A 26,327-nucleotide genomic window follows, 5' to 3' on the forward strand; every position below is an offset into this window, starting at 1 on the left:
GGAACAGGCTCATGCAAAAACACCCGACCGATTCGCAGAACCCCTGGCTGGAACTGCGCCGCCTGACTCCGGCACGCATTGCCCTGGGCCGTACCGGCACCAGCCTGCCCACCGATGCTCAACTGGACTTCCAATACGCCCACGCCCAGGCCCGGGACGCCGTGCACCTGCCCTTCGACCACGCCGGCCTGAGCGCTCAATTGGCCGAGCGCGGACGTGACAGCCTGCTGCTGCACAGCGCCGCCACCGACCGCCACAGCTACCTGCAACGCCCCGACCTGGGACGCCGGCTCAGTGACGACTCGGCCCAGGCCCTGCGCGACTACGCCAGCGCCCATCCCGGCGGGTTCGATCTGGCAGTGGTGGTAGCCGATGGCCTGTCGGCCCTGGCGGTGCATCGCCATACCCTGCCATTTCTGGCACGCATGGAGGAACAGACCGCCGCCGAAGGCTGGTCGCTGTCGCCCGTGGTGCTGGTGGAACAGGGCCGGGTGGCGGTGGCCGACGAGGTCGGGCAACTGCTGGGGGCGAAGATGACGGTGATCCTGATCGGCGAACGCCCGGGGCTCAGTTCCCCCGACAGCCTGGGGCTGTATTTCACCTACCAGCCGAAAATCGGCCTCACCGACGCCTATCGCAACTGCATCTCCAATGTGCGCCTGGAGGGCCTGAGCTACGGCATGGCCGCTCACCGCCTGCTCTACCTGATGCGTGAAGCCTGCCGCCGCCAACTGTCGGGGGTGAACCTCAAAGACGAGGCGCAAGTGCAGACCCTGGACAGCGACGAGCCGGCAGATATGAAGGGCAACTTCCTCCTGGGCCCGCCCCAAGCGTGATTTTGCAAGACGATTGCGCTTTTTCGCCGCTTTGGGCAGCATCGCAACACGGCTGCCCGAGTCATCCAACCTGTGCCGTCACATCCACTTGAAGTTGAGAGCCACCATGCGGATTACTCAAGCAACCCTCGAGCACCTGGATCTGTTGACCCCCTTATTCGTCAAATACCGCGAATTCTATGGCGCACTGCCCTACCCGGATTCGTCCAGGGCCTTCCTGGAAAAACGCCTGCGGCGCAAGGAATCGGTGATCTACCTGGCCCTGGCCGACGACGACAGCAACAAATTGCTGGGCTTCTGCCAGCTGTACCCGAGCTTTTCCTCCCTCTCCCTCAAGCGTGTGTGGATTCTCAACGATATCTACGTTGCCGAAGACGCCCGGCGCCAGCTGGTGGCGGACAACCTGATGCGCACCGCGAAGAAGATGGCCAAGGAAACCAACGCCGTGCGCTTGCGGGTGTCCACCAGCAGCAACAACGAAGTGGCACGCAAAACCTACGAGTCCATGGGTTTTCGCGAAGATACCGAGTTCAAGAACTACGTCCTGCCCCTCAGCGACGACTGACTCTGCAGACAGCGGCCCCAGGGCCGCTTTGGTATTTCCGCCCCTGACGCGCGCCCTCCCGGCAACCTACCAAGCACCGGCCAAGCCGAAACGCCCCGCTACAATCTGAACACGCATTTCACTTGTCAGCCCTTATAATGCCGACCTTTTCGGATCGTAAGAAAAGCTACACACCCCTGTAGTCCCTTTCTCCGAGTCATCGCACAGGCCTGCCGAGCCAGGCTGTCATCACAGGTGCCCCAATGGATTTCAACCCGATCGACCTAATCCTTCATCTCGACGTTTATCTCGACATGCTGGTGACCAACTACGGGCCCTGGATCTACGCCATCCTGTTCCTGGTGATTTTCTGTGAGACGGGCCTGGTGGTAACCCCCTTCCTGCCCGGCGACTCCTTGCTGTTCATCGCCGGCGCGGTGGCCGCAGGCGGCGGCATGGACCCGGTACTGCTGGGCGGCCTGCTGATGCTGGCGGCGATCCTTGGCGACAGCACCAACTATGTGATTGGACGAACGGCAGGGGAACGGCTGTTCAGCAACCCCAACTCGAAGATCTTCCGCCGCGACTACCTGCAGAAAACCCACGACTTCTATGAAAAGCACGGCGGCAAGACCGTGACCCTGGCGCGCTTCCTGCCGATCATCCGCACCTTCGCGCCCTTCGTCGCCGGCGTGGCGCGCATGCCTTACCCACGGTTCTTCGCTTTCAGCGTGGCCGGCACCATCCTCTGGGTCGGCGGCCTGGTGACCCTGGGCTACTTCTTCGGCAACGTGCCCTTCATCAAGAAAAACCTCTCGCTGCTGGTGGTGGCCATCATCCTCCTGTCCCTGGTGCCGATGATCATTGGCGTACTGCGCAGCCGTTTTGGCCGCAGTACCGAAAAAGCCGAAACCCGCTAAGCACCATGTGGTCCCTCAGCGCCTGGCGCCGCAAGCGCCGGCTGGCCAGGCACCCGGTCAGCGATGAAACCTGGCAGCGGGTACGCCAGCACCTGCCCTTCCTCGACGGCATCAGCGCCGCCGAGGACCAGTGGCTGCGCGAGGCCAGCGTGCTGTTTCTCGACGACAAGCACCTCACCGCCCTGCCCGGGGTCGAGCTGCATCAGGAACAGCGCCTGCTACTGGCGGCCCAGGCACAGCTGCCGCTGCTGCACCTGGGGGACCTGAACTGGTATCAGGGCTTCCACGAAATCATCCTTTACCCCGACGACTTCCTCAGCCCGCAACGCCATCGCGACGCCAGCGGTATCGAGCACGAATGGGATGGCGAGCACAGTGGCGAAGCCTGGCAGCAGGGGCCGGTCATCCTCGCCTGGCCCGGAGTCCTGGCCAGCGGTGGCTGGGAAGCCTACAACCTGGTGATCCACGAACTGGCCCACAAGCTGGACATGCTCAACGGCGACGCCAACGGCCTGCCGCCGCTGCACAGCGACATGCGGGTCAGCGAGTGGGCGCAAGTGATGCAAAGCGCCTACGACGACCTCAACCACCAGTTGGACCGCAATCCGGACGCAGAAACCGCCATCGACCCCTACGCCGCGGAAAACCCGGCGGAATTCTTCGCCGTCACCAGCGAATACTTCTTCAGCGCCCCGGACTTGCTGGTGGCGGCCTATCCGAAAGTCTATGCACAACTACAGCTGTTTTATCGGCAGAATCCACTGGCCCGGTTACAGCAACTTCAAGCAGAAGATCCGGTCTATCAAACGCACCACTAATGTCCTGTCGCGCTATTTAAGCTGTTCATCTGAAGACCGGTTACCTGACAACCAGGCCGCCGGTCGCTCGGTAAACCCGAACACGCCCGCAACACAGTACAACCAAGGTTCTACGACCCTTGGCACGTGGCATCGGTAGCGGAGTGTGTCTATAATCGCCGCCACTTTTTGGTCAATCCGGCCAAGTCATTTGGTCAACTAACGGGGGCAACGCCCAATGAGCTACAGCAAGATTCCGGCGGGCAAAGACCTGCCGAACGACATCTACGTCGCTATCGAAATCCCGGCCAACCACGCGCCGATCAAGTACGAAATCGACAAAGACAGCGACTGCCTGTTCGTTGACCGCTTCATGGCCACCCCGATGTTCTACCCGGCCAACTATGGCTTCATCCCCAACACCCTGGCTGACGACGGCGACCCCCTCGACGTACTGGTCGTGACCCCTTACCCAGTAGCGCCAGGCTCGGTGATCCGTGCCCGTCCAGTAGGCATCCTGAACATGACCGACGACGGCGGCGGCGATGCCAAAGTGATCGCGGTACCACACGACAAGCTGTCCCAGCTGTATGTCGACGTGAAGGAATACACCGACCTGCCAGCCCTGCTGCTGGAACAGATCAAGCACTTCTTCGAGAACTACAAAGACCTCGAAAAAGGCAAGTGGGTGAAGATCGACGGTTGGGGCAATGCCGATGCAGCCCGCGCCGAGATCCTGAAGTCGGTTGCTGCCTACAAAGGCTAAGAAGCAACTGCACGCTTGGAGCAACAGGCTTCAAGAAAGAGCCCCGGTCATCCGGGGCTTTTTTATGCCCGCACGCAGCACCAGTTGCCTGCTGGCACCGGCTTGCCGGTGAACCGCTTCCTCGGCAGACCACGCATCCAGCAACATATTCTTCGCACTTTTTATTGCTTCAAGGCCTCTGGAACGCGCTTCGCACTGGGAATTCCCGGCGAATATGCGTATGCTGCGCCCCACATTTGCGCATCGACCCTTCAAGCGGTCAGAGCGCCTGACGAAGCGGATGACTTTCTCGCCCAGTCCCACAGCCAGCCGCAAGAGCTGGGTGTACGTTTTGAAGGCTGGTACGGTTTACCAAAAATGAACCAAGCCAGTCCCCGAGAAGCCGGCCACAAGCCGGCTTTTTAATGCCTGGAACCCGGGCACGGGAAGGACCGGCCACTCCTACAGCAGGTGCAGGATGCACGACCTACGCAGCTTTGCAGCTCCCACAAGATCCCCTGCGGTGAATTTTCAGCCCCTGCGGCGAGCCATCAACGGTGCATTGCTGGCGGCGCTGACAGCCCTTGGCCTTTGCGGGTGCGTGGGTGCCTGGATGGATATGCCCGAAAGGCAAGTCACCAAGACCGACGCTCACCAAACGCTGGTAGGCCACTCCATGACCCCGGTCATCACCCGCACGCAGAAGAGCCCCGCCGAACGCCAGTGGTGCGGCACCACCGTTTTGCTCGTGATCCTGCCAATCCCGCTGAAACTGCCGGTTTGCGAGTCCTACAGCGCCACCTCATACGGCAACGATATAAACGGCGCCGAAGCTGCGTTGCTGTATGTGAACCAGAAAGTCAGTTCGGACTTCTACGCCTGTGGCCCATTCATGTTCCTCGGGCCAATCGCGCACGGTTACCAGGGCAACGCGCTTTGCGGGAGGTTCCGCTAGGCCCTTCACTCCTTGGCCCCCACACCAAGGCCCTCACGTTCTCGCTACAATCCCGCCCATTGATGGCAATTCGCCCGCTCTGCAGCGGCCGGCTTCGACTCCTGCCCCTTGAGCGCGACGTTAACGAGAAATCCGGACATGCAAACGCCGGGCGTTCATGGTCAATGGCGAGCGGATGCTGATCGAATGCCAGCGCCGGTGCTCACCAATGACCTTGCTGCTGTGCGACCTGGACCATTTCAAGCGCCTGAACGACGCCTACGGTCATCAGACCGGCGACCAGGTGCTGGTCGCATTCAGCCAGGTGCTTGCAGAAACCCTGGGTACAAAAGACGTATTTGCCCGCATTGGCGGTGAAGAGTTCACCTGCCTCCTGGCCGCGACCGATGAGCAGGCCGCCTGGCTCCTGCGTGGTTTTGCCAATCAGCGGGATAACTGTGATACGCCCCCCAAAGGCGGCAAATAAGGCACTTAGCCAGTATTTCCGGCGCCCTTGGGCAAGAATAAACTCGCCGCTCTCCAGGACTCTCGGATGACAAGGAATGTGGAATAAAGAAGCCGCTATCAGTCACTTGAACGCTCACGCTCACGCCGGTAGTACGGGGCGCTGTGCGGCCTATACTCGCCAGGCGATCGAAGCCGGTGGCGGTGGGGTGATTCTGCACAGGAAGCACTCGGCCAAGGACTTCGGCTCATCATTGACTTCTGCCGGTTTCATCGAACAGCCGGCCGGCCAGACGCCCGCAGCGGGCGATGTGGTGATCATCCAGCCCATTCCAGGGCACCCCCACGGTCACATGGCGATGTTCAACGGCACACTCTGGGTGTCAGACTTCAAGCAACTGCACGGTTTCTACCCGGGGCATTCCTACCGGGTGCAGAAACCTGCCTACAAAATCTATCGCCATCCGTAAGGGGTCCTCCATGAGAATGCTGTTCTGCTCGCTTCTGGCAGCGGTCGCGATGCATCAGTCGGTCGCCCTGGCCGACTGCGCCAGTTCGCCAAAGCCCGCAACCCAGGCGTTTTATAGCTGGTACCTGCAAACCTTCAGCGAAGACAAGGATCCGTTGACCGACAACGTGGCGGAAATGAAGAAGTACGTCTCCGACTCGCTGATCACCAAGATCAAGAAACAGATGGCCAGCCCCGACGGCCTGGAAGAGGACTACTTCCTCAAGGCCCAGGACTACATGGATGAGTGGCTGACCCAGATCAAGGTCAGCGAACCACAAGTCCAGGGCTCCAGCGCCAAGGAGCAAGTGACGTTGGGCAACACCCCGGACACCACCCAGATCGTCGATGTGCGGATGATCAAGGACAAGGGCTGCTGGAAGATCGATGAAGTGATTTCCACTGCCGACCAGAGCGATTGACCTACCGCTTCGGCGCTGACTCCGGCCACAGCGCGGGTCGTCCATCCGGGCGATCCGCCATGCTAAGCTGCGCGCCGTTTCGGGCAACGGCCCGGGACCTCCTTCACTGAAAAAGGACTCTCAGTCATGTCGTTGCCGGCCGCAGTACGCCTGCCCCTGTCATTTCTCTCGCTGTTCAGCGTTCTCAGCCTCAGCAGTTCCTGGGCCCATGCCGATGCACAACAGGACGTCGCCAAGGGGCGCTGGCAAGGCCTGGCCGGCATGGCCAACCTGTACCTGGACGAAGCCACGCCAGCGGATTTCATCGAGGCCGGGGACAATGAGAAGAGCCAGCACGACAACTACGCCGGCGCCCTCGCCTACTACCTGACCGCTGCCCGCCTCGACCCGAAGAATGCCTACGCCTCCTACCAGGCCGCCGGCAGCCTGGCGGCCATGGACAAGAACAAGCGCGCCGCCGAATACCTCGACCAGGCCCGCGAGCGTGGCTTCTGGCAGCTGGTGCTGCTCAAGGAAGACGACGAACTGGAATCGTTGCAGCAGGACCCGGCCTACAAGAAGCTGTTGCAGGCCGCCGAGAAGAACTACCCGGCCAAGGCCAGGGATGCGGGCCTTGCGGCCTTCAGCATTCCCCAGGGCAAGGCCCCGAGCGAGGGCTGGCCGGTAGTGGTCTGGCTATCGGGGTTCGGTACCGAAGGCAGCGACGGCATCGACATGCGCACGGACCTTGTGGGGGAAAAAGCCGTGCTGGTGGGCATCAACGGCACTCTCAAGCGCGACGAGCACCAATTCATGTGGCAGCAGCATTCGGTAGCACCGACCGAAGAAGCGGTCAGCGCAGCGCTGAAGAAACTGGAAAAGCAGACCCGTATCGATCGCTCGCGCATCGTCCTGATGGGTTTCTCCCAAGGTGCCGAGCACGCCTCGCACCTGATCGCCGAGTACCCGCAGCATTACAGCGGCGCGCTGCTGCTGTCACCCGGCGGCTACCGGATTCCCTTCGGCGAAACCAAGGCCCGGGACAAGCGCATCGTCATCGTCCATGGCGCCAAGGAGCACGAGAGCAACCAGAAGCTCACCGCCGCCACGCAACAGGCCCTGGAACCCGGCAACCAGGTCCAGAGCCATGAGCATGAGCAAGGCCATACCTTCCAGGACGACTGGCGCCAGGTGTATCCGGGCTACCTGAAGTTCGCCCTGAACCTCTGATGCCAGGTGCCGGGGCTTGAGCCCCGGCTGCTATCACTTGGCCGGAGTCATGGGCCCGGGGGCCTTTACCTGAGTCATCAGGTCATCGTCCCACTGCCCCTCGACCTTGACCTGAGCCAGGGCCCCCAACTCCATGGCCTCGATCAGGTTGTGGTTGAGGTACACGTAGGTGCCCGGCTGCTTGAAGGTGTAGAGCGCCGCCAGGGCCGAACCGCCGGGGATGAACCAGGTCTCCAGGTTGCGTTGCGGGGCGTTGGCGAACTTGCCGGTGGTCCAGACCCAGTCGCCATGGCCGCCGATCAGGTGCGGACGGCTGTCGCGGTTGGCCTGGGAGTGGATGAACAGCACGCTTTCGCCGACCTTGGCGGTCAGGGCGTTGGCTCCGGTCAAGGCGCCGACACGGCCGTTGAACACCACGTGGCTCGGGGTCAGGGTACGCATCACTTCACGGGTGTCCTGGTAGCTGGAGGCCAGGTCCGGGTAGCTCTTGTAATGCCCGTCCTTGTCCTTGGGGATGTACAGGTCGAACTCGCCGATGGTGTAGGCCCGGTCATAGTGCAAGGGCTTGCCGGCAGGGTCCTGCAAGCCTTCGCGCGGCAGCACCATCAAGGTCCCGCTCATGCCCGAAACCACGTGCCAGGGCACCATGCCCGGCGGCGCGCAGTGATAGACGAAGGTCCCGCTGCGGTCAGCCTTGAAACGCAGCACCACTTCCTGCCCCGGCAGCACCTGGGTCAGCGCCGCACCGCCCAGGGCACCGGTGGCCGCATGGAAGTCGATGTTGTGGGGCATGCTGTTGCTGGCCGGATTGCTCAGGGTCAGCTCGACGTAGTCGCCCTCGTGCACCACCAGGGTCGGCCCCGGCATGGAGCCGTTGAAGGTCATGGCCTGCAGGGTGGTGCCCTGATCGTCCACCACCATCTTTTTCTCTTCCACGTTCATGCGGAACTGCACGACCTTCGGCGGCCCGCTGACAGCCTGCTCATGAACATGCACCTGGGGCGGCGCCACCAGGTCCACCTTGACCCGCTGCAAACCGTCGGCGCCCGCGGCCAACACCAGGCTGGAGGCACAGCTTCCGGCCACTACACAGCACTTCAACCACGATTGAAAAGCACCCATGTTCTGCATTTCCCTGCCAATGAATGGTGATTCATTGCAAGGCAAACACCGGGGGCCCGTATTGTCTCAGGGCAATGAACGGATGGCCGGGAAAGCGCATCTGTTGAGCCCGGTCATGGATAACTGAAACTGCGCACCAGGGTCAGTTCCCCGGGAGCGCGCATCGGCACCACAAAGGTCTCGCTCTTTTCATCCGGCGTGCCTTCCTCGGTAATCACTGTGACCTGGGCGGTGGTCAGGGGCTGCACGGCATTTTCCTGGCCGCCGTCTTCATCGTCGTCACTGCGATAACCGCCACCGTAGTAGTTCACATAGACCAGGTACTGGCCCTTGAGCGGCGCCGGCATGGAGAAGATCTCCGGGCCGTAGCCCGTGGTCACGTCCACATCCAGGGTCGCGCCGTTGGGAGCCACGCGGTCGCCGTACCAGATGTGCGCGCCGTCCGGGGTTACCAGGTGCAGGTCGAGGTCGGTGTTGTCGCTGTCCCAGGACAGCAGCACGCGCAACTTGGGCGGGGTCACGCCACCGCCGGTGTTGAGAAACTGCACGCGCTTGCGCTGCTGGCCATCCGGGCTGCGCACTTCGACGCTGTTGCTGCCGTTGGGGAAGGCGTACGGCCGGTCGAAGCTGCCTTGCTCATCGAACTTGAGCGGCATGCTGACGCCATTGACGATCAGCTTGCCGGGCTCTTTGTTCGCCTTGGGCGCACCCTTGATCTGCCCGCGAATACGCGCAGTATCGGCCTGGCCCTGGGGGGTATTCACCGAGGAGGCCGGGTAGTTGACCTCCTGAATGTACTGTTCACCATCCATGGCTCGAGTGCGCCAGCCGCCCTTGGGGGTGTCGAGCTGGATGCCGCTGTCGGCCAGGGCCATGGGCAGGCTGAACATTCCACAAAGGAACAGGAGGACCGGGGGAGCAGGAAGTTTCATGGCCTATTCCAATAAAAGATGACGGGCGAGCCCTTCGATGTAGGTTTCATCCTGGCCGTTGGGATGAGCTTCAAAGGCCAGGTGCAGGTATTCGTGAGTCAGGTCGAGGCGGTCTTGCAGCGAGAGCACGCCCCGCACATAGATGCGTTGCCGTTCACGGTCGACGTAGGGCCGGCCGAAACTCAGGCGGCACACGGCGAACTGGCTGATTTCGTTGTAGCCGATCTCTTGCTCCAGCGGTTGGCGCCAGCGCCGGCGCTGCTGCAGCAGCCACTCCTGGGCCGCCGGCAAGGGTTCGCAGGAGGCCACGGGGTTGTCCCAGCGGCTGAGGCTGGCCCGGGGATAGGCGTGCAGCAGGATGGCGTCGTAGCGTTGCCCGGCCCGGGCCTGCTCCACGGCCTGTTGCCAGGACAGTTTGTCCGGCGCCTTCAGGTCCGAGTGATAGGTGACTTGAGTGCCGGCCAGCACCAGGTCGCTGGTCCAGGCGGCAATGGCCCGGGCCTGGGCAGTGGCCGGGCGCGGCGCGACCCGCTGGCGGTTGCTGCTGTCGTCGATGCTCAGGCATTCGCCGCTGCGCCCGGCGTTCTGCAACAGGTAGGTACGGATGGCCACGGCCAGCGCCTTGGCGGCCTCCACTGGCTCACTGGTGGCTTCGCGCTGCAGTACCCGAGCGACATATTCCTCACGGTCCAGGCGCGCCACCAGTCGCTGGGCCGCAGGGTCTTGCTGCAGGAACAGCTCGCCGGCGCTGTGGATATCCAGCTGGTTGCCGTTGGCAAACTCCACCCGGTAATCCCCTTGCAAGGCACCCGGTTTAGCCGGCTGGCCGCCCTGGCTGACGCTTTTGAGCGGGTAGCGGGAAAACAGGCTGACCTCCACACAGCGGCCTTTATCCACAGGCGGGTTGTCCGGCAGTTCCTGGTTCAGGGCCTGGGCGTAGTCCTTCAACACCCGTTGGCTGGTGCCACGCCCGCCCACCCACAGCGGTGTGCCATCCACCAGCCAGCCGGCAAAACCACCCTGGCGCGACTGCGGGTCCTGATCCGCCAGCCAACTCCAGGTCTTGACCCGCAAGCGCCCGCCCAAGGCGCCCACTACTGCGCCGTCGGCGGCATTGAGCACCACATCCAGCAGCACGCGCCGGGCCGTGTCCCGGGCCGGCAACAGCGCCAGCACCTGCAGCAGCTCCGCCACCGGGACCCGGGTCTGGGGCTGCAGCTGGTTGAGGTCCTGCAACCAGTCGGGAGCGTTGCGGGCCCGCCAGTAATGGCGCCAGTCAGCGGCGGACAGTTGCAAGCGCTGGGGCTCGAAATACAAACCGCAGGAACGTACCAGCGCCTGATCACGGGCGATGCTGGCACCCACCGCACAGCAGTAGACCTCTTCCTTGGACTTGCCCTGGCAGGCATAGGCCGGCTCCTGGGCGCCGGTGTCCACCAGCCAGGCGTAGACAAAGAGTTTCCAGACACTGCCCAGGGGCGCTTGCAGATCCTTGGGCAACGGCTCGCGAGACAGAACCTGGGTCTTGCTCAGGCTCACCAACTCACTGTCCGGGGCGTTTTTCCAGGCCAGGCGCAGGGGCTCGTCCTGGGCCGTCACCCACCCAGGAAGCAAACACAGACATAGCCAGGCCCAGCACCGCACCATGTTATTTGACCGTGACCTGACCCAGGGCCGGGGTGCGTTCCTGAGCCTGATGCTCCGGTGCGTACACCTGGTAGAAACGTGCCGGCGGCAGATTGAACTGGCCTTTCTGGGAGAAGCGAACCAGATGGCGCAGGCGCACTTCGCTGCCGTCGTTCAACGCATCCAGCGGCACCGCGTAGCTCATCTGCCCCGGTTCGGAGCGAGCCTTCTCCAGGGACGCCGCCTCCGTACCGGCCGGGCCGGCCAGCTTGATGCCCCAGGTGGTGCGCTCGACATCGGCGCCCGGCGGCAGCGGCACTTCCAGCATGCCGTACAGCAGCGGCCGGTTGCCTTCGTTGGCGATGATCACTTCGTCCAGGTACAGGCCGTCACTGGCGATCGGCTTGTTGCCCACCGGTTCCAGCTTGAAGGTGAAGGCTTCGTCCCCCGGCACCAGGCGCAACAGGCGGCGGGTGATGTTCACCGGCGACGGCGTGCCCATGTCCAGCTTGCTCAGGTAGCTCACCGACGCCCGCAGCGGACGTTCCGGCACAGAGCCCAGGGCCAGTACCGTCGGCACCTGCGCCCCTTGCCACTGCCAGTAGCTTTCACCACTGGCGCCCTGGCGCTGTTGCCAGCCCTGCCCCGGGTTCAAGGCCACCGCCGGGGTCGACTGGGCGATGCTGCGCTGCAACCAGGTCAGGGCCAGGGCCCGTTCCAGGGTCGATTGCGACGGCAGCAGGCGTTGCAGCAAGGCACGCGCCGCGCCTTGGTCGAACGGTTTGAGCGACAGGCTCAGGGCCTGGGTGAACGGCTGGGAGCTGATATCCAATTGCTGCTGCGCCGCTTCCAGTTGGGCGACGAACGCCGCGGGTGGCGTGACCTTGGCATCCCGCGCCAGGGCCGCGGCCAGCACCCGGGCGCTGGCCAGGCCGAGAGTCGAATCCGGATCGTCCATCACCAGGCTGTCGCTGCCGTTGTCCTGCATGCTGGCTGCCGGGCCGCTACCGGCCTTGGCCAGGTCGTCCATCAGGCCGCTGACCAGGGTGTTGATCGGCAGTTTCATTTCACGGGCGAACGACAGGATCAGCGCCCGTTGCAGCAACGGCGTATTGCCAGCCTGCTTGGCGTAGACCTCCAGCACCCGCTGCCAGTGCTCCGGCGGCAGGTTCAGGTCCAGCACCTTGCTCGCATTCCAGTCGGCGTAATAGGCGTAGGCGGTGAGGAAGGCATCCGGCTCGGCATCTTCGCCCCACCAGGTGAATGCCGCTTCCGGCCCGGCCATGTGCACCAGGCGCAGACGGCTGTTCTGCATCATCAGCCGCAGCCGGTCGCGGATCTGCGGATTGCTGGCCAGCGCCGGGTAGGCAACGCTCAGCGGCAGCAACTGGCTGGCGGTCTGTTCTACGCCGCCATACGGGTATTCCAGCAGGTCATCCAGGGCCGAACGGAACAGCGCTTGCGGGCTGTCGTCCAGGCGCAGGCGAATGTCCGCAGCATCGGCCGGCAGGCCCAGCGGCGTGCTGATGGTGACCACGTCCAGGCTTTGGGTCTGCACGCTCTGCCAGCCGGCCGCACTGCTCACCAGGCGCACCGCCAGGGCATCCACGGTCTTGCCGCCCTGCACCAGCTCGGCGCTCCACTCGCCATTGCCCGGAGCAATGGCCGGCAGCGCCACATAGTTGATGCCGCTGTTGAGGGTCAGCGGCAGGCGCTGGGACTCACCGGCGTAATGGATCACCAGTTCGGCCTTGGTGGGTTGTTCGGACTGGCTGAAGGCGAATACCCCCAGGTCCGGCTTGTCACCCGTGCGGAAGCGGGTCGGACCGCTCCACTTCAGGTACAGGGCCTTGTCGGAACGCACGAACTGCTTTTTCTGCCCCACTTGGCCGTCATCGGCGATGGCCCGGGCAGTGATGCGCCAGCGGGTCAGGGAATCCGGCATGCGGAAGGTGAAACGCGCCTTGCCGCTGCCGTCGGTGACCAGCTCCGGCTGCCAGGCAGCGGTGTCGACATCTTCGCGCCGCGGACGCTCCAGTACCTTGACCCCGCGTTCGCTGCGGTTGGCCTTGCCCGGGGCGGTGGGGCTGCCCGGCAGGGCCACGTCGTAGCTGATGAACGACAGGCTGGCGCTGGTGCGCACATTGTTGCGCCGCGGGTGGTAGAAGAACTGGTCGATGCTCGGCGCCACTTCCGGTTGCAGGGCGTAGACCATTTCGTCCACCACGCTGACCGTCAGGTGTGCGGGCACCGGCTTGCCGGCGAACTGGGTAGACAGGTCGACGGTGACCATGTCACCCGGCTGGTATTTGTCCTTGTCGGTATGGATGGCCACATCGATCTGCGGCGTCAGCACCTTGATCCCGGCGTTCTGGAAGCTGTACTCGCCGCCCTTGGTGTAGAGCACGGAAAAGGTCAGGTTCGGCGCAAAGCCGTCCTTCACCGGCACCCGGGCGCGGTATTGGGTGGGGCTGAGTTTTTCCACCTTGAGCCAATCGCCGCCCTTGGACAGCAGCGCCGTGGCCTCGACCTTGTCCCGCTCCAGGGACAGCAGGGCGTCGTTGATCGGCTCCGGGAAGGTGATCAGCGCCAAGGCTTCGTCACCAGCCTTGTACTCGGGCTTGTCGAGGACGATTTCCACGGTGCCCGGCACCGCTTTCACGCCCTCGCCAGTGACCGAGTGGCTGGTGCCGCCCAGTACACGATCGTGCTCGTCGCGCAGGGTCAGGTTGTAGGTACCGGGGCGCTCGAAGGCCAGGGCGAAACCGCTGTCGGCGGCAGCCAGCTTGCCCTCGCCGGTGGACTGGTCCTCCATGCGCACCCAGCCGTAGCGGCTCGGCTTGACGTTCTTGCTCTGCTCGCTGGTGTTCTGGTTGGCGTAGCTGAACTGCACCTTGTCGCCGGCCGCGCTGAAACGCTGCGGCGCGCTGAGGCTGAAGCTCGCCGCGCCACGCTCGATGAGGATTTCCTTGGTGGTCTTGACCCGATACGCAGCGCCATCACTGGCGAATACGGTGAGCATGTAGCGGCTGGGCTTGTCCGCCGCCGGCAGGTCGAGGGTCGCACTGCCCTTGGAATCGGTGGTCAGTTCGGCGCTGGTCAACTCCACCGGGAACTGGCCCATGTACTGCAGTTCGTTGTCCACCATGGACAGCTGCTGGGCCCGCAGGCTCAGTTGCAGGCGAGCGTTGGCCACCGGTTTGCCGTCGGGGTAGAGCAGCACCAGGTTGCCCTTCACCGGCTCGCCGGTCTTGAAGTCCGGCTTGGCCAGGGCCAGGGAAACCTCAAAGTGCGGCTTGATGTACTCGGCCACGCGGAAGGCACTGCTGTAGACCTGGCCCTTGTAGCCAAAACGCAGTTCATAACCACCGGCCACGGCATTTTCCGGCAGTTGGAAGCGGCCCTGGGCGCCGGACTTGGAATCCAGGTTCAGGGTCATGTTCTGCAGGGCGGTGCCGGCGGCATCCAGCACGCTGACGTTCACCGTGCCCGCACCCGGCTGTACCGAGTCCCGGGCGTTCTTGAACTCGCGACCGACGATCTTCAGCGATACCCAGTCCCCCGGGCGATACAGCGGCCGGTCGGTGAAGGCATACAGTTTGGTGTCGTAGATTTCGCTGTCGTAATAGAAGTTCTCGGAGACGAACACCCCGCCTTCCTGGTCTTCGCCGATCACGTAGGAGCGCTCGGGGCTGACGTGCTTGAGGCGCACCAGGCCCTGTTCGTCGGTGGCGCCGCTGTTCATCACACCGAGGCCGTCGGTCCACAGCACATTGACCTTGGGCACCGAGTTGCCTTCATGCTTGCCCGCAGCCCAGACCAGCAGTTCGTCGCCGGCGATCTTGCTCACCGCCACGGTGTTGGAAACAAAAACCATGGTGGTGGCGCGGTACTTGCCCACCAGGGCCTCCACCAGGTACAGGCCGGGCTTGAGCTGCCCCAGCGGGATGTAGACGTTGCCCGGGGCGACGTTGATGAACTGGCTGGAGGAACCGGACAGGTTTACCCCGGCCGGCGGCTGGATCGGCTTGGCCTGCCACAGCGGATAACGGAACTGGGTCACCAGGGGCAGCCCCGGGATCAGGGCGAATTGCGGCTGGGCGTCATACGGCGTCGGCGCCAGCATGGAGTTGCCCACCTTCAGTTCCGGCACCTCTTCGGTGACCTGCTTGCGTGACTCGTAGGAGAAGGCGCGCTGCATCACCCGGCGGGATTTGCGGTACCAGTTGTCCCACAGGTAGGCCAGGGTGTTGGACAGGCCCTCGCCCTTGAACTGGCCGTCGCTGACCACCCGGTGCAGGTTCTTCTGGCGCTTGAGAAAGTCCAGCGGCTGGTCGATCCGGTACACCCGGATGTCCGCGCCGCCATAGGGCTCCATGCGAAAGCGCCGGTAGTCACGGCCCGGGGCTTCGAGGCGCACCATGGCCTGTTCGTCGCTGGCGAAACTGCTGTCGGCCAGGAGGAAGAAACTCTCGCCGGAGACCGCCGCATAGTCGCTGGGCGGCACCGAGTCTTCGGCGTTGACCAGGGCCACGGGGGTGAGCAGGGTCAAGGCCAGGGTCAGGCGAAACAGAAAACGGGACATACGGGATTCGCTCATTGGGTGAGGAAGTTCAGTCGATAGATGCCGATGAAGTTGGGGTTGGCTGAGTCGGGTATCCATCGAGTGTCCTTCCATGTCATCAGTTGCTGCACGCTAGCCGAGCGCATGCCGTTGTCGGTGGGAGTGGTGGTGCCGGTGTGATAGGCGATGTTGCGGCCCATCCAGATCATCAGGTGCTGGTCGTCGCCCTGGTCGAAGAACAACAGATCACCGGGGCGCGCCTGCCCCAGGTCACGGCTCACCAGATGGCTGTTGAACTGGATCAGCTTGATGGCATTGACGTAGGGCCCGGTCTGGCCGCCGCCCTGCTGCCACTGCTGGGCCAGGCCGCGCTGGCCTTCGCTCAGTTGCAGCTCCGGCGGCAGGTAGCGATTGGACATGCCGTTGGCCCGCAGCCATTTGTTGTCGTGGACCTTGAGCGCTTCGTTGGCGGCAAAGCGCACCAGGCCCGCGCAGTCCTGCTGGTACCAGCGCGGGCTAGGGCCCTGGCTCAACTGCTCCTGGGCGATGCGCACGAACCAGGCACGGAACACCTGGGACTGTTGCACGTCCAGCGGCGGAGCCTGGGTCGCGCCCACGGCGCTGCTCAGCAACAAGGCCAACAGGCCAAGGCTGCTCAGACCTTTGCGCAGTGCACTCACAGGGCACGCCATTGCAGGGGCAGCCATTGCCAGCGACCGTCGGGCTCGCTGCCCTCGGGCAGGGTCAGGGCGTACTTGCCATAACCGCCAAGGGTACGCAGCTTGGGCACCAGGTAGGTTTGCGCGGCGTTGTTGAACACCGGCTCCATGTCCTGGGGCAGGCTGTCGAAGGTTTCCTGCTGGATCAGCTGGGCCAGGGACTGCGGGCCCAGGTACACCGGCATCAGTGCATCCTTGGGCACCACGTCCGCCAGGGGCGGGAAGCGCTTGTCCAGGGTGCCCAGGGCCTTGTTCACCAGCTTGTCATCCAGGGAGAACACCAGGGTCGAGCCATGGCGGGCCAGGCTGACCTGCATGAAGGCGCGACCGGTGATGGTTTGCGGGTCCTTGGCCTCCTTGGCCGGGTACTGGCCGAAGTTGGAACTGACCTGGCGCTGCCACTGGTGCACGTCGCCGTTCTGCTGCTCGACCACCGGGAAGATGCGCTCCGCCACCTTGCTTTCCCGGGTGCCGACCATGGAGCCGAACAGCTTGCCCAGGTCCGCATCGAGCTTGGCGTTGTCCTTGTCCTTGAGGCTGGCCACCAGCAGCGGCGTGTACAGCCGCGAGTCGGCGTACCAGCACAGGCCGGCGGTCCCGGCCATGTGCTCGGTCAGGGTGGTGGCCACCGCTTCTTCGGCGCCCAGCTTGACCAGCAACGGCTTCTGCTGCTCCGCCGCCAGGGGCAAGGCTACACAGGCGCTGGCGCCCATGGGCATGGCCTGCCAGATCGGCTTGAAGTCGAACGCCGGCTGGTTGTCCTGCTCTTGCATGGCCAGGTAGCTGTGCCAGCCCTTGTCGTCCATATCGAAGCGCAGGCCGGCGAAGTTGGGGATAAAGCGCTGGTAACCCATGGCCAAAACACTGGAGTTGACTGCCAGCCGCTGCTGCACTTCAGGCTTGCGCGCCTCCAGGCCAAAGGCCTCGGGGAACAGTTTGTCGCCGTTGAGCAGGGCCTCCAGCGCCGTGGTGGACACCGCACCATGCTCGTCGTCGGCGCCGGTGGCGGGGTCATACAGCTTGGCGGGGTTGGACAGCACCACCAGCTTGTCGCCGTGGGAGGCGAATGCCAGGGACCGGCTGGCGTTGTAATTCAACTGGTACAGGGTCACCGCATCGCCACCGACCTTCAGGTCCGCCAGCTTGCTCAACTGGGTGTCATCCAGGGCCACCTTGGCCAGGGGCTCCAGCAGCTTGGCCAAGCCGCCGCGGTCCATCACCAGCAGGAAGTCCTTGAGACGCCCGTCGGCGCCGCGCCACAGCGCCACGTCGGCCGGCTGGTCGAACAACTGCTCGATCAGGTTGTCCTGCAGCTTCAGGTCATGCTCGTAGATGATCCGCCGCAGGCTGCCGATCAGGCCCAGGCGGTCGGCGTGGGTCTGGTAATAGAAGACGAAATCCTCGGTCAGGGTTTCCTTGAGGAAAGGCACCGCCAGCAGGTCCTTGGGCAACTGCGCCAGGGAATGGGTTTCCAGCAGGCCGTCGGGGCGGCTCAGGCCCAGCTTGTCGCCGGCCAGCTCCGCCACCGGAGTCTTGGGCTTGCAGCCCACGCCGGTGGCCGCGGCCGCCACCAGGCACAGGCCCATGACCAGGACCGGCCAGCGCCGCTTGCTGGCGGGTTGTTCAGTACCGGGCACGCCGGCTGCCGGGGATGCTGTGTTTTCGCTCATGATTCACAAAGCCCAATTCATCCGTGGTGCGGGATGTTCAATAGTTGAAAGACTTGACCAGCAACAGGTCGCCGATGGCCCGCATGGGCACGATAAAGGTCTCGCGTTTCTCATCGACGGTGTTTTCGTTAAGGATCAGGTTGATCTGCGAGGTGATCACCTCGTTCTGATTGCTGCCTTCGTCGAAGTTGTATCCGCCGCTGCCGAAGTTGCCCCAGTAGTTCACGTAGATCAGGTAGGTGCCCCGCAGCGGTGCGGTCATGGTGAACATTTCCGGGCCCGGGCCATCGACGCCGTCCGGGTCCAGGCCGCCGCCATTGGTCAGGCCGGGGTGGCCGAAGAAGGCGTGCTGACCGTCGGGGGTAATGATGTGCATGTCCAGCTCGGCCTTGGGATCGTCCCAGCCCAGCACTACGCGAATGCGCGGTGGAGTCTTGTTCAGGTTGGCTTCATAGAACTGCACGCGCTTGAGGGACTTGCCCTCGGAGCTGCGCACTTCGACGCTGTTGGAGCCGGCACCGAACGCATAGGGCCGGGCAAAACGGCCCTGCTCGTCGGTATAGAGATTCAACGGGTTGCCGTTGACCGACAGGCTGTGGGGCTGGCGCAAATGGCCAATGGCCTTGAGCTGGCCTTCGATCAGGGTGCGGTTGCGCTGGATGCCGCGGTCGATGGGCGGCGTCGGATAGGCCACGCGATCCTGCTCGGTGCGGTCCAGCAGGCCGGAATAACGCCAGCCGGCCAGGGGTTCCTGCAGCTCGGCAGAAGGCTCGGCGAATGCCGGCCCGGCCAGCAGCAAGGTCAGCAGAAGGGAGGATAGAGCGCGCATGTAATGCGTCCTGCCATGCATGGGAAAACCCTGGCGCCAGATCCTCGGCGCGGCTGCAAATATTCGGAAAGAGTGCCCGGCAACAAAGGGCGTTGGAAAGGCCGCAGATTAGCGACTTGGCGCCTGTTGCACAATTGCCGAAAAAGGAATTTGCGAGGGAATCGGCAATGCCCTGAACCCCCCGCAGCAAGTGCCATTACAGCGCCATCACCCCCTTCACTCCCGGGAGCGATGCGCGTCGTGAAAACCCCAGCCCCCCGCCCCCAACGCCCCCCCGCCCGAAGCCCGCCAGCGGGCGCTTCTCATTTGCCCGAAACCCCGCTGTCTGCTAGTGTCGCGCCGGTTTAACGTCAACCGGGATAGCCGCCATGGCCCGCAAAAAAGCTGCCTTAGATTTCGAACAATCCCTCGCCGACCTGCAAACCCTGGTCGAGCGTCTGGAGAACGGCGAGCTGTCGCTGGAAGACTCGTTGACCGCCTTCGAGCAAGGCATCGGCCTGACCCGCGATTGCCAGGCGGCCCTGGCCCAGGCCGAGCAGAAGGTGCAGATCCTCCTGGAGCGCGATGGCGAACTGGCGGAACAGCCCTTCGATGCGGAACAGCCGGAATGATTACCGCCTATCAGGCCTCCAGCCAGGCCCGCGTCGACGCTGCAATGCACACCCTGTTCACCGCCCCTAGCCCCGAACTTGCCCGCCTCTATGAAGCCATGCGCTACAGCGTGATGAATGGCGGCAAGCGCGTGCGCCCGCTGCTGGCCTATGCCGCCTGCGAGGCCCTGGGCGGCAAGCCCGAGCAAGCCAACGGCGCCGCCTGCGCGGTGGAGCTGATCCACGCCTATTCCCTGGTGCACGACGACCTGCCGGCCATGGACGATGACGACCTGCGCCGCGGCCAGCCCACTACCCACAAGGCTTTCGATGAAGCCTGCGCGATCCTCGCCGGCGACGGCCTGCAGAGCCTGGCCTTCAGCGCCCTGCTGGACCCGGCCCTGAGCGACGCCAGCGCCGAGATCCGCCTGCGCATGGTCACCACCCTGGCCCAGGCCGCGGGCCCGGCGGGCATGGTCGGCGGCCAGGCCATCGACCTCGGCTCCGTGGGGCTCAAGCTGGACCAGCAGGCCCTGGAATACATGCATCGGCACAAGACCGGGGCACTGATCGAAGCCAGCGTGATCCTTGGCGCCCTGGCCAGCGGCCGGGCCGAAAAGGGCGAGCTCAAGGCCCTGCAAACCTACGCTCAGGCCATTGGCCTGGCGTTCCAGGTGCAGGACGACATTCTCGATGTCGAAAGCGATACCGCCACCCTGGGCAAGCGCCAGGGCGCCGATATCGCCCGAGACAAGCCGACCTACCCGGCCTTGCTGGGCCTGGCCGCAGCCAAGGAGTACGCCCTGGAACTGCGCGACCAGGCGCTGCATGCCCTGCGTCCGTTTGACGCAGCGGCCGAGCCGCTGCGCGAGCTGGCGCGCTATATCGTCGAACGCCGCAGCTGATCGGCGGTCCGTAGCAGGACCGCATATCGGCCAAGTTCGGCGCTCTGCGTGGGCAGCTTGCGATGCATAAGGTAAACTGCCGCCTCTTTCTATACCTATAACGATTCGCCTGATGCCCACGACGTTTCATGAGATTCCCCGCAAACGCCCGACCACGCCGCTGCTCGACCGCGCCCAGACGCCGGACGGCCTGCGCCGGTTAGGCGAAGCCGAGCTGGAAACCCTGGCCGATGAGTTGCGCCTGGAATTGCTCTATACGGTCGGCCAGACCGGCGGGCACTTCGGTGCCGGCCTCGGGGTCATCGAGCTGACCATCGCGTTGCATTACGTGTTCGACACCCCGGACGACCGGCTGGTGTGGGACGTGGGTCACCAGGCGTATCCGCACAAGATCCTCACCGGGCGCCGTGAGCATATGGCCAGCCTGCGCCAGAAAGACGGCCTGGCCGCCTTCCCGCGGCGCTCCGAGAGCGAGTACGACACCTTCGGCGTCGGCCACTCCAGTACCTCCATCAGCGCTGCCCTGGGCATGGCCATCGCCGCACGCCTGCAGAACAGCGAGCGCAAGGCCATCGCCGTGATCGGCGACGGCGCCCTGACCGCGGGCATGGCCTTCGAGGCCCTGAACCACGCGCCGGAGGTGGACGCCAACATGCTGGTGATCCTCAACGACAACGACATGTCGATCTCGCGCAATGTCGGCGGGCTGTCCAACTACCTGGCCAAGATTCTCTCCAGCCGCACCTACGCCAGCATGCGCGAAGGCAGCAAGAAAGTGCTGTCGCGCCTGCCCGGGGCCTGGGAAATCGCTCGCCGCACCGAAGAATACGCCAAGGGCATGCTGGTCCCCGGCACCCTGTTCGAAGAACTGGGCTGGAACTACATCGGCCCCATCGACGGCCATGACCTGCCGACCCTGATCGCCACCCTGCGCAACATGCGCGACCTCAAGGGCCCGCAGTTCCTGCATGTGGTGACCAAGAAGGGCAAGGGCTTCGCCCCGGCGGAAGTCGACCCGATCGGCTACCACGCCATCACCAAGCTGGAACCCCTGGACGCCCCGGCGGCCGCGCCGAAAAAGGCCGGCGGGCCGAAGTACTCCGGTGTGTTCGGCGAATGGCTGTGCGACATGGCCGCCGCCGACCCGCGCCTGGTGGGCATCACCCCGGCGATGAAGGAAGGTTCGGACCTGGTGGCCTTCAGCGAGCGTTTCCCGCTGCGCTACTTCGACGTGGCAATTGCCGAGCAGCACGCCGTGACTCTGGCGGCCGGCATGGCCTGCGAGGGCGCCAAGCCGGTGGTGGCGATCTATTCGACCTTCCTCCAGCGCGGCTATGACCAGCTGATCCACGATGTGGCGGTACAGAACCTCGACGTGCTGTTCGCCATCGACCGCGCCGGCCTGGTGGGCGAAGACGGCCCGACCCACGCCGGCAGCTTCGACCTCTCCTACCTGCGTTGCATCCCCGGCATGCTGGTGATGACCCCGAGCGACGAGAACGAGCTGCGCATGATGCTCAGCACCGGGCACCTGTACAACGGCCCTGCGGCCGTGCGCTACCCACGCGGCACCGGCCCCAACGCACCGATCGACAAGAGCCTGGAACCGATCGAGATCGGCAAGGGCGTGATCCGCCGCCAGGGCAGGCAAGTGGCCCTGCTGGTGTTCGGCGTGCAACTGGCCGAAGCCCTGCAAGTGGCCGAGAAACTCGACGCCACGGTGGTCGACATGCGCTTCGTCAAGCCACTGGATGAAGCCCTGGTACGCGAGATCGCCAGCAGCCACGAACTGCTGGTGACCATCGAGGAAAACGCCATCATGGGTGGCGCCGGTGGCGCGGTCAGCGAGTACCTGGCACGGGAAAACATCCTCAAGCCGATCCTCCACCTGGGCTTGCCGGACGCCTACGTCGAGCACGCCAAACCGGCGCAGATGCTCGCCGAGTGCGGCCTCGACGAAGCCGGCATCGAGGCCTCGGTGCGCCAGCGCCTGGCGCTGCTGGGCCTGGCTTGATCCACAACGGCCAGCTGTAGCCGCTGTTGCACGCCCGCCATGCGGGCGTCGCTTTTTGGCCTTCACTGTGCAGCCTCTCCCACTTTGCGGCAAAGGCCGAGCCGCGCTAACGGAATAGCCATGAAACTCTCTCGCCTGGCCCTGCCGCTTTGCCTTTTGCCCTGCGCCGAACTCTTTGCCGACACCCCCGACCGCGATCAGGCCCTGAAACTGCCCGAAATGCTGATCAGCGCCAACCGCCAGGTGGAAGCGCGCAATGACAGCAGCGCCGCCAACACCGTATTCACCCGGGAAGACATCGACCGCCTGCAACCCGGCAGCCTCACCGACCTGCTGCAGCGGGTGCCAGGGGTGCAGGTAGCCCAGGGCGGCGGGCGCGGCAACCTGCCGAATATCTTCATCCGCGGCACCAACTCGGCCCAGAGCCTGGTGCTGGTGGACGGCCAGCGCATCAGCAGCTCATCGAGCGGCGACAGTAACCTGCAGTTCATCAGTATCGAGCAGATAGAAAGGGTGGAAGTACTGCGTGGCTCGCGCTCAGTGATCTATGGCAGCGACGCCATTGGCGGGGTGATCCAGATCTTCACCCGGCGCGGAGCGGACTCGGGGCTCCATGGGCGCATGCGCGTCGCCGCTGGCAGCAACCAGACCTGGGAGCGCAGCCTGGGACTGTCCGGTGGAGATCAACAGACACGCTTCAGCCTCGGCGCCAACCTGGATGAAACCGCCGGGATCGACTGGACCCACGAATCGTTCCCCAGCGATGCCGACCATGATGGTTACCGCAACAAGTCGTTGAGCTTCACCCTCAGCCATGCGCTGAACGATGACCTGGAGGTAGGCCTCAACCTGCTGGATAACCGTGGTCGCACGCGCTATGACAACCCCTTCGGGCGCTACGACTCAAGCTACGACGTCTTCGCCCAGGATCCTTACACCGACTTCAGTGTCAGCAGCGTCAGCGGCTATCTCGATGCGCACATCAATGATTACTGGACGTCGCGAGTAGAGCTGGGGCATAGCGAGAACCGCGACCTCAAGCGCGACAAACTCAGTGACGAACGAAACGTATTCAATACCTACCGGGACTCGCTGAACTGGCAGAACGATCTGCGCCTGGACGAACACAACAGCCTGATCCTCGGCGCTGACTGGTACGAAGACCGGCTCAATACCAGCCCGGCGCGATTTGCCGAAGACAGCCGCTGGAACCGGGCAGCCTTCATTCAGCACCGCTTTCGCGGTGACAGTTTCTCCACCGAGCTGGGTCTGCGCCGCGACCAGAACCAGCAATATGGCAGCCAGAACACCTGGAGCGGCACCTTTACCCTGCCGCTCAACCCGGACAATGACTTGCTGCTCTCCTATAGCGAAGGTTTCCGGGCGCCCAACTTCAGCGACCTGTATTACCCCGGCTTCAGCAACCCCGACCTCAAGCCGGAACACTCCAAGAGCTATGAATTGCAGTGGCGTAGCCAACTGACGCAAAGCACTCGCCTGGAGACCTCGATCTTCCGCACCGATATCAAGGACGCAATCATTTATGACCGCATAGCCCAACGCCCGGAAAACGTTGGCGCAGCGAGAATCAACGGTTTCGAAGCGGCCCTGAAACAGGAACTGTTCGGCTGGCAGACCAGCATCGGCACCGCGATCATTGATCCGCGCAATCGCAAGGATGGCCATCAACTGCCGCGCCGTGCCCGCCGCACCTTGAATCTGGATCTAGACCGGCAGTTCGACCAATTGGCGCTAGGTGCCAGCTGGCAACTGGTGAGCAAGAGCCATGAGGACTTGAGCACGAAAAAGCAAGTCCCGATTGGCGGCTACGGCCTGCTCGGACTGCGAAGCAGTTGGGCGATCAATCAGGAAGTGAAGCTGGACCTGAAACTCGACAACATCTTCGACAAGTCCTATAGCCGCGCGCTCTACGAGTACAACGGCAACGACTATGGCTACCGCAGCGAAGGCCGTACCTGGATGCTCGGCGTGACCTGGACGCCTGAGCTGTAAGGTCCGCCGCCTTCGCCGGCAAGCCGGCTCCTACAGGCCCCTAGGGCAAGGCCTGCCGGTGAAGGGGCTCAGCGCTCAGGTGCGATCAAGGCACAGAGCCTGGCCGTCGCGGCAATCATCTGCCCGCTGGGCCGCTCCAGGCCCTTGTCCCTTACCAGCAGCAACCGCCCTTGCCGCACCGCCGCGACCTGCGGCCAGTCCTTCCAGGCATCCAGTTGTCCCTGGGCGGTGGCGAGGATCGCCTGCGGATTGCGCTGCAACACCGACTCGATACTGACCTGGGGCGCCGGCAGTTGCTGGTCGGCAAACACATTGCGCGCGCCGCAGACGCTCAAGGCTTCGCTGATGATCTGCCCACCACCCACCGTGTACAGCGGCTGGTCCCAGACCTGATAGAACACCGGCAACAGCGGTTCGCGGTGATAGCGGACGCGCAATGCAGCCAGTTGCCCGTTCAACTCGGCGGCCAGCTCGCGGCCGGCCGCCGGGCGGCCCAGGCGCTCGCCGATCTCGGCAATCTGCGCGGTCAGTTGCGGGAAGTCATGGGGTTCGGCAACCAGGGTGGGAATCCCCAGGCGCGCCAGCTGATCGCGCTGGGCCGGGCCGACACTGCCCGGCCAGAGCAACAGCAAATCAGGTTTGAGGCTCAGCAGGCGCTCGATATCCAGCTGGCCGTAGCGCCCCACCGAAGGCAGGTCCTTGAGCGGCGCGGGCCGTTCACCGGCATCCAGCACGCCCACCAGCAGCTCGGCGGCGCCTAGCTCTACAACGATTTCCGAGAGCGATGGCGCAAGACTCACCACCCGCTGCGCCGCCAGCGCCGGAACACTGGCCAGCAGGCACAGGACCGCCAGCCAGCGCAGCATCAGCCCAGTTGACGCGGAATGCGATAGAGGTAGAACAGCACCGCCGTGGACACCGCCAGAAGCATCAGCGGCACCGCTTCCAGGCCGACGAACACCGCCAGGGTACCGATCCAGGCCGGCAGCGACGCCGCCAGGAACGCCACCCGCCGGCTGGCCGCAAGGTTGATCCAGGCCGCCGGTTCCTCGGGAGTGTCCAGGGCTTTCTGGGTGGCGATCAGGGCGTGCTTGTAGCCGCCGAAGAAGCGCAGGCTGACGAACATCGATGCCACCCCGGCAATGAAGAACGGCATCGCCAGCACCGGCAGGATGGGCTCGCCCTGGCCGAACAGCGCGTTGATCACGAACAACGGCAACAGGCCCAGGGCCAGGTATTGCCACCAACTGACGGTCAGGCGCCGCTTGACTTGGCCCCGGGTCACGCGCGGTCGACCTCGCCCTGATGCTCGTTGCCCATCATGTGGTCGAGCTTGCTGGCCTTGGTCGCCAGGTAGAGTTTGTTGTGCGGGTTATGGCCGGTGTGCAGCGGTACGCGCTCGGCGACCTGGATCCCCATCTCGGTCAAGGCCTTGACCTTGCGCGGGTTGTTGGTCATCAGGCGCAGGGACTTGACCCCCAGGTGCTCCAGCATCGGCAGGCACATGGCGTAGTCGCGCTGGTCGGCGGCAAAGCCCAGGCGTTCGTTGGCCTCCACGGTGTCGGCGCCACCGTCCTGCAGTTCGTAGGCGCGGATCTTGTTCAAGAGGCCGATACCCCGGCCTTCCTGGCGCAAGTACAGCAACACCCCACGACCTTCGCGGGCAATGGCCTGCAGGGCGGCTTCCAGTTGCGAGCCGCAGTCGCAACGCTGGCTGAACAGTGCATCGCCGGTCAGGCACTCGGAGTGCAGGCGGCCGAGAACCGGAGCGCCGTCGGCGATATCGCCCAGGCTGAGCACCACATGCTCGCGGCCGGTAGCTTCATCGAGAAAACCATGCATGGTGAATTGCGCAAAAGGCGTAGGCAGCTTGCAAGCAGCAACAAAAACGACGGGCACTGTTGTGCTCCTGATCTGTATGAGGACTGGAGATTCGCAGAGGCGGCATTGTAACAGCAGCCTC

Annotated in this window: 25 protein-coding genes; 15 read left to right on the forward strand and 10 right to left on the reverse strand. The window is 64.1% G+C overall.

What is annotated here, in order from left to right; all coding sequences use genetic code 11:
* Positions 1-11: 11 nt before the first annotated feature.
* The 11 genes from eutC to ABCR88_RS29060 all read left to right on the forward strand — a co-directional run bounded on the left by eutC (position 12) and on the right by ABCR88_RS29060 (position 7,380).
* Positions 12-836 (forward strand): ethanolamine ammonia-lyase subunit EutC, encoded by an 825-nt coding sequence (gene eutC / locus ABCR88_RS29010; RefSeq protein ID WP_041120010.1) that lies wholly within the window; start codon positions 12-14, stop codon positions 834-836.
* 106 nt (positions 837-942) lie between these two features.
* Positions 943-1,401: a GNAT family N-acetyltransferase gene (locus tag ABCR88_RS29015; protein WP_011063693.1), complete on the forward strand. Its 459-nt coding sequence runs from the start codon at positions 943-945 to the stop codon at positions 1,399-1,401.
* 242 nt (positions 1,402-1,643) lie between these two features.
* Positions 1,644-2,300, forward strand: coding sequence for a DedA family protein (locus ABCR88_RS29020; RefSeq protein WP_011063694.1), 657 nt, complete (start codon positions 1,644-1,646; stop codon positions 2,298-2,300).
* Between the two features lie 5 nt (positions 2,301-2,305).
* Positions 2,306-3,118 (forward strand): M90 family metallopeptidase, encoded by an 813-nt coding sequence (locus ABCR88_RS29025; RefSeq protein ID WP_015637182.1) that lies wholly within the window; start codon positions 2,306-2,308, stop codon positions 3,116-3,118.
* Between the two features lie 217 nt (positions 3,119-3,335).
* Positions 3,336-3,863 carry an inorganic diphosphatase gene (ppa, locus tag ABCR88_RS29030; RefSeq protein WP_011063696.1) on the forward strand — a complete coding sequence of 176 codons (528 nt, stop codon included), beginning with the start codon at positions 3,336-3,338 and terminating at the stop codon, positions 3,861-3,863.
* A 15-nt stretch (positions 3,864-3,878) separates the two neighbouring features.
* A complete protein-coding gene (locus ABCR88_RS29035; protein WP_350023274.1) occupies positions 3,879-4,268 on the forward strand; it encodes a hypothetical protein in 390 nt (129 codons plus the stop codon).
* A 52-nt stretch (positions 4,269-4,320) separates the two neighbouring features.
* Positions 4,321-4,797, forward strand: coding sequence for a hypothetical protein (locus tag ABCR88_RS29040; protein ID WP_015637184.1), 477 nt, complete (start codon positions 4,321-4,323; stop codon positions 4,795-4,797).
* 157 nt (positions 4,798-4,954) lie between these two features.
* Complete coding sequence (locus ABCR88_RS29045) at positions 4,955-5,263, forward strand: GGDEF domain-containing protein (protein ID WP_350403758.1); 309 nt, start codon at positions 4,955-4,957, stop codon at positions 5,261-5,263.
* 76 nt (positions 5,264-5,339) lie between these two features.
* Positions 5,340-5,711, forward strand: coding sequence for a hypothetical protein (locus ABCR88_RS29050; RefSeq protein WP_011063715.1), 372 nt, complete (start codon positions 5,340-5,342; stop codon positions 5,709-5,711).
* Positions 5,712-5,721: 10 nt separating this feature from the next.
* Positions 5,722-6,171 (forward strand): DUF3828 domain-containing protein, encoded by a 450-nt coding sequence (locus ABCR88_RS29055; RefSeq protein ID WP_011063716.1) that lies wholly within the window; start codon positions 5,722-5,724, stop codon positions 6,169-6,171.
* 126 nt (positions 6,172-6,297) lie between these two features.
* Positions 6,298-7,380 (forward strand): alpha/beta hydrolase-fold protein, encoded by a 1,083-nt coding sequence (locus ABCR88_RS29060; RefSeq protein WP_019092772.1) that lies wholly within the window; start codon positions 6,298-6,300, stop codon positions 7,378-7,380.
* Between the two features lie 33 nt (positions 7,381-7,413).
* Here ABCR88_RS29060 and nirK read toward each other — a convergent pair whose 3' ends face one another.
* The 7 genes from nirK to ABCR88_RS29095 all read right to left on the reverse strand — a co-directional run bounded on the left by nirK (position 7,414) and on the right by ABCR88_RS29095 (position 18,842).
* A complete protein-coding gene (nirK, locus tag ABCR88_RS29065) occupies positions 7,414-8,502 on the reverse strand; it encodes a copper-containing nitrite reductase (protein ID WP_015637187.1) in 1,089 nt (362 codons plus the stop codon).
* A gap of 113 nt (positions 8,503-8,615) precedes the next feature.
* On the reverse strand, positions 8,616-9,434 hold the full coding sequence (locus ABCR88_RS29070) for a DUF2135 domain-containing protein (RefSeq protein WP_015637188.1): 819 nt from the start codon (positions 9,432-9,434) through the stop codon (positions 8,616-8,618).
* Between the two features lie 3 nt (positions 9,435-9,437).
* Positions 9,438-11,081: a DUF2300 domain-containing protein gene (locus tag ABCR88_RS29075; RefSeq protein WP_350403759.1), complete on the reverse strand. Its 1,644-nt coding sequence runs from the start codon at positions 11,079-11,081 to the stop codon at positions 9,438-9,440.
* Position 11,082: 1 nt separating this feature from the next.
* Positions 11,083-15,660 carry an alpha-2-macroglobulin gene (locus tag ABCR88_RS29080; RefSeq protein WP_350403760.1) on the reverse strand — a complete coding sequence of 1,526 codons (4,578 nt, stop codon included), beginning with the start codon at positions 15,658-15,660 and terminating at the stop codon, positions 11,083-11,085.
* The gene (locus ABCR88_RS29085) at positions 15,657-16,316 is read right to left on the reverse strand and encodes a DUF1175 family protein (protein WP_015637191.1); all 660 of its coding nucleotides are present in this window, start codon (positions 16,314-16,316) and stop codon (positions 15,657-15,659) included. The genes ABCR88_RS29080 and ABCR88_RS29085 overlap by 4 nt, the downstream gene beginning before the upstream one ends.
* Positions 16,301-18,013, reverse strand: a complete 1,713-nt coding sequence (locus tag ABCR88_RS29090) for a DUF2138 domain-containing protein (protein ID WP_350023278.1) — start codon at positions 18,011-18,013, stop codon at positions 16,301-16,303. The genes ABCR88_RS29085 and ABCR88_RS29090 overlap by 16 nt, the downstream gene beginning before the upstream one ends.
* Before the next feature lie 37 nt (positions 18,014-18,050).
* Entirely contained in the window at positions 18,051-18,842 is a 792-nt protein-coding gene (locus ABCR88_RS29095) for a DUF2135 domain-containing protein (RefSeq protein WP_019092777.1), read from the reverse strand.
* A 368-nt stretch (positions 18,843-19,210) separates the two neighbouring features.
* Here ABCR88_RS29095 and ABCR88_RS29100 point away from each other — a divergent pair, with 368 nt between their 5' ends.
* From ABCR88_RS29100 to ABCR88_RS29115, 4 genes are all read left to right on the forward strand, one after another.
* Positions 19,211-19,453 (forward strand): exodeoxyribonuclease VII small subunit, encoded by a 243-nt coding sequence (locus ABCR88_RS29100; protein WP_011063724.1) that lies wholly within the window; start codon positions 19,211-19,213, stop codon positions 19,451-19,453.
* A complete protein-coding gene (gene ispA / locus ABCR88_RS29105) occupies positions 19,450-20,337 on the forward strand; it encodes a (2E,6E)-farnesyl diphosphate synthase (RefSeq protein WP_011063725.1) in 888 nt (295 codons plus the stop codon). The genes ABCR88_RS29100 and ispA overlap by 4 nt, the downstream gene beginning before the upstream one ends.
* A gap of 112 nt (positions 20,338-20,449) precedes the next feature.
* Entirely contained in the window at positions 20,450-22,351 is a 1,902-nt protein-coding gene (gene dxs / locus ABCR88_RS29110) for a 1-deoxy-D-xylulose-5-phosphate synthase (RefSeq protein WP_337155291.1), read from the forward strand.
* A gap of 120 nt (positions 22,352-22,471) precedes the next feature.
* Positions 22,472-24,364, forward strand: a complete 1,893-nt coding sequence (locus tag ABCR88_RS29115; protein ID WP_123431457.1) for a TonB-dependent receptor — start codon at positions 22,472-22,474, stop codon at positions 24,362-24,364.
* A gap of 68 nt (positions 24,365-24,432) precedes the next feature.
* On the opposite strand, the gene ABCR88_RS29120 is transcribed toward ABCR88_RS29115, so the two are convergent.
* From ABCR88_RS29120 to ribA, 3 genes are read right to left on the reverse strand one after another with little or no spacing between them, the layout of a single operon-like run.
* Positions 24,433-25,230: a cobalamin-binding protein gene (locus ABCR88_RS29120; RefSeq protein ID WP_123431456.1), complete on the reverse strand. Its 798-nt coding sequence runs from the start codon at positions 25,228-25,230 to the stop codon at positions 24,433-24,435.
* Positions 25,230-25,649, reverse strand: coding sequence for a hypothetical protein (locus ABCR88_RS29125; protein ID WP_011063729.1), 420 nt, complete (start codon positions 25,647-25,649; stop codon positions 25,230-25,232). Before ABCR88_RS29125 ends, ABCR88_RS29120 begins: the two co-directional genes overlap by 1 nt.
* Positions 25,646-26,263: a GTP cyclohydrolase II gene (ribA, locus tag ABCR88_RS29130; protein ID WP_011063730.1), complete on the reverse strand. Its 618-nt coding sequence runs from the start codon at positions 26,261-26,263 to the stop codon at positions 25,646-25,648. The genes ABCR88_RS29125 and ribA overlap by 4 nt, the downstream gene beginning before the upstream one ends.
* Positions 26,264-26,327 lie beyond the last annotated feature (64 nt).

It is taken from the genome of Pseudomonas sp. W17, assembly GCF_040268305.1.
GTDB lineage: Bacteria > Pseudomonadota > Gammaproteobacteria > Pseudomonadales > Pseudomonadaceae > Aquipseudomonas > Aquipseudomonas protegens.

What these genes read in the sequence shown, in the direction of transcription:
- ABCR88_RS29115 (WP_123431457.1), top strand. Translation starts at nt 22,472, where the DNA reads ATGAAACTCTCTCGCCTGGCCCTGCCGCTTTGCCTTTTGCCCTGCGCC.
- ABCR88_RS29080 (WP_350403760.1), bottom strand. Translation starts at nt 15,660, where the DNA reads ATGAGCGAATCCCGTATGTCCCGTTTTCTGTTTCGCCTGACCCTGGCC.
- ABCR88_RS29050 (WP_011063715.1), top strand. Translation starts at nt 5,340, where the DNA reads ATGTGGAATAAAGAAGCCGCTATCAGTCACTTGAACGCTCACGCTCAC.
- ABCR88_RS29100 (WP_011063724.1), top strand. Translation starts at nt 19,211, where the DNA reads ATGGCCCGCAAAAAAGCTGCCTTAGATTTCGAACAATCCCTCGCCGAC.
- ABCR88_RS29120 (WP_123431456.1), bottom strand. Translation starts at nt 25,230, where the DNA reads ATGCTGCGCTGGCTGGCGGTCCTGTGCCTGCTGGCCAGTGTTCCGGCG.
- ABCR88_RS29070 (WP_015637188.1), bottom strand. Translation starts at nt 9,434, where the DNA reads ATGAAACTTCCTGCTCCCCCGGTCCTCCTGTTCCTTTGTGGAATGTTC.
- ispA (WP_011063725.1), top strand. Translation starts at nt 19,450, where the DNA reads ATGATTACCGCCTATCAGGCCTCCAGCCAGGCCCGCGTCGACGCTGCA.
- ABCR88_RS29090 (WP_350023278.1), bottom strand. Translation starts at nt 18,013, where the DNA reads ATGAGCGAAAACACAGCATCCCCGGCAGCCGGCGTGCCCGGTACTGAA.
- ABCR88_RS29025 (WP_015637182.1), top strand. Translation starts at nt 2,306, where the DNA reads ATGTGGTCCCTCAGCGCCTGGCGCCGCAAGCGCCGGCTGGCCAGGCAC.
- ABCR88_RS29075 (WP_350403759.1), bottom strand. Translation starts at nt 11,081, where the DNA reads ATGGTGCGGTGCTGGGCCTGGCTATGTCTGTGTTTGCTTCCTGGGTGG.
- ppa (WP_011063696.1), top strand. Translation starts at nt 3,336, where the DNA reads ATGAGCTACAGCAAGATTCCGGCGGGCAAAGACCTGCCGAACGACATC.
- eutC (WP_041120010.1), top strand. Translation starts at nt 12, where the DNA reads ATGCAAAAACACCCGACCGATTCGCAGAACCCCTGGCTGGAACTGCGC.
- ABCR88_RS29015 (WP_011063693.1), top strand. Translation starts at nt 943, where the DNA reads ATGCGGATTACTCAAGCAACCCTCGAGCACCTGGATCTGTTGACCCCC.
- ABCR88_RS29045 (WP_350403758.1), top strand. Translation starts at nt 4,955, where the DNA reads ATGGTCAATGGCGAGCGGATGCTGATCGAATGCCAGCGCCGGTGCTCA.
- ABCR88_RS29085 (WP_015637191.1), bottom strand. Translation starts at nt 16,316, where the DNA reads ATGGCGTGCCCTGTGAGTGCACTGCGCAAAGGTCTGAGCAGCCTTGGC.
- ABCR88_RS29020 (WP_011063694.1), top strand. Translation starts at nt 1,644, where the DNA reads ATGGATTTCAACCCGATCGACCTAATCCTTCATCTCGACGTTTATCTC.
- ABCR88_RS29040 (WP_015637184.1), top strand. Translation starts at nt 4,321, where the DNA reads ATGCACGACCTACGCAGCTTTGCAGCTCCCACAAGATCCCCTGCGGTG.
- ABCR88_RS29095 (WP_019092777.1), bottom strand. Translation starts at nt 18,842, where the DNA reads ATGCGCGCTCTATCCTCCCTTCTGCTGACCTTGCTGCTGGCCGGGCCG.
- dxs (WP_337155291.1), top strand. Translation starts at nt 20,450, where the DNA reads ATGCCCACGACGTTTCATGAGATTCCCCGCAAACGCCCGACCACGCCG.
- nirK (WP_015637187.1), bottom strand. Translation starts at nt 8,502, where the DNA reads ATGGGTGCTTTTCAATCGTGGTTGAAGTGCTGTGTAGTGGCCGGAAGC.
- ABCR88_RS29060 (WP_019092772.1), top strand. Translation starts at nt 6,298, where the DNA reads ATGTCGTTGCCGGCCGCAGTACGCCTGCCCCTGTCATTTCTCTCGCTG.
- ABCR88_RS29055 (WP_011063716.1), top strand. Translation starts at nt 5,722, where the DNA reads ATGAGAATGCTGTTCTGCTCGCTTCTGGCAGCGGTCGCGATGCATCAG.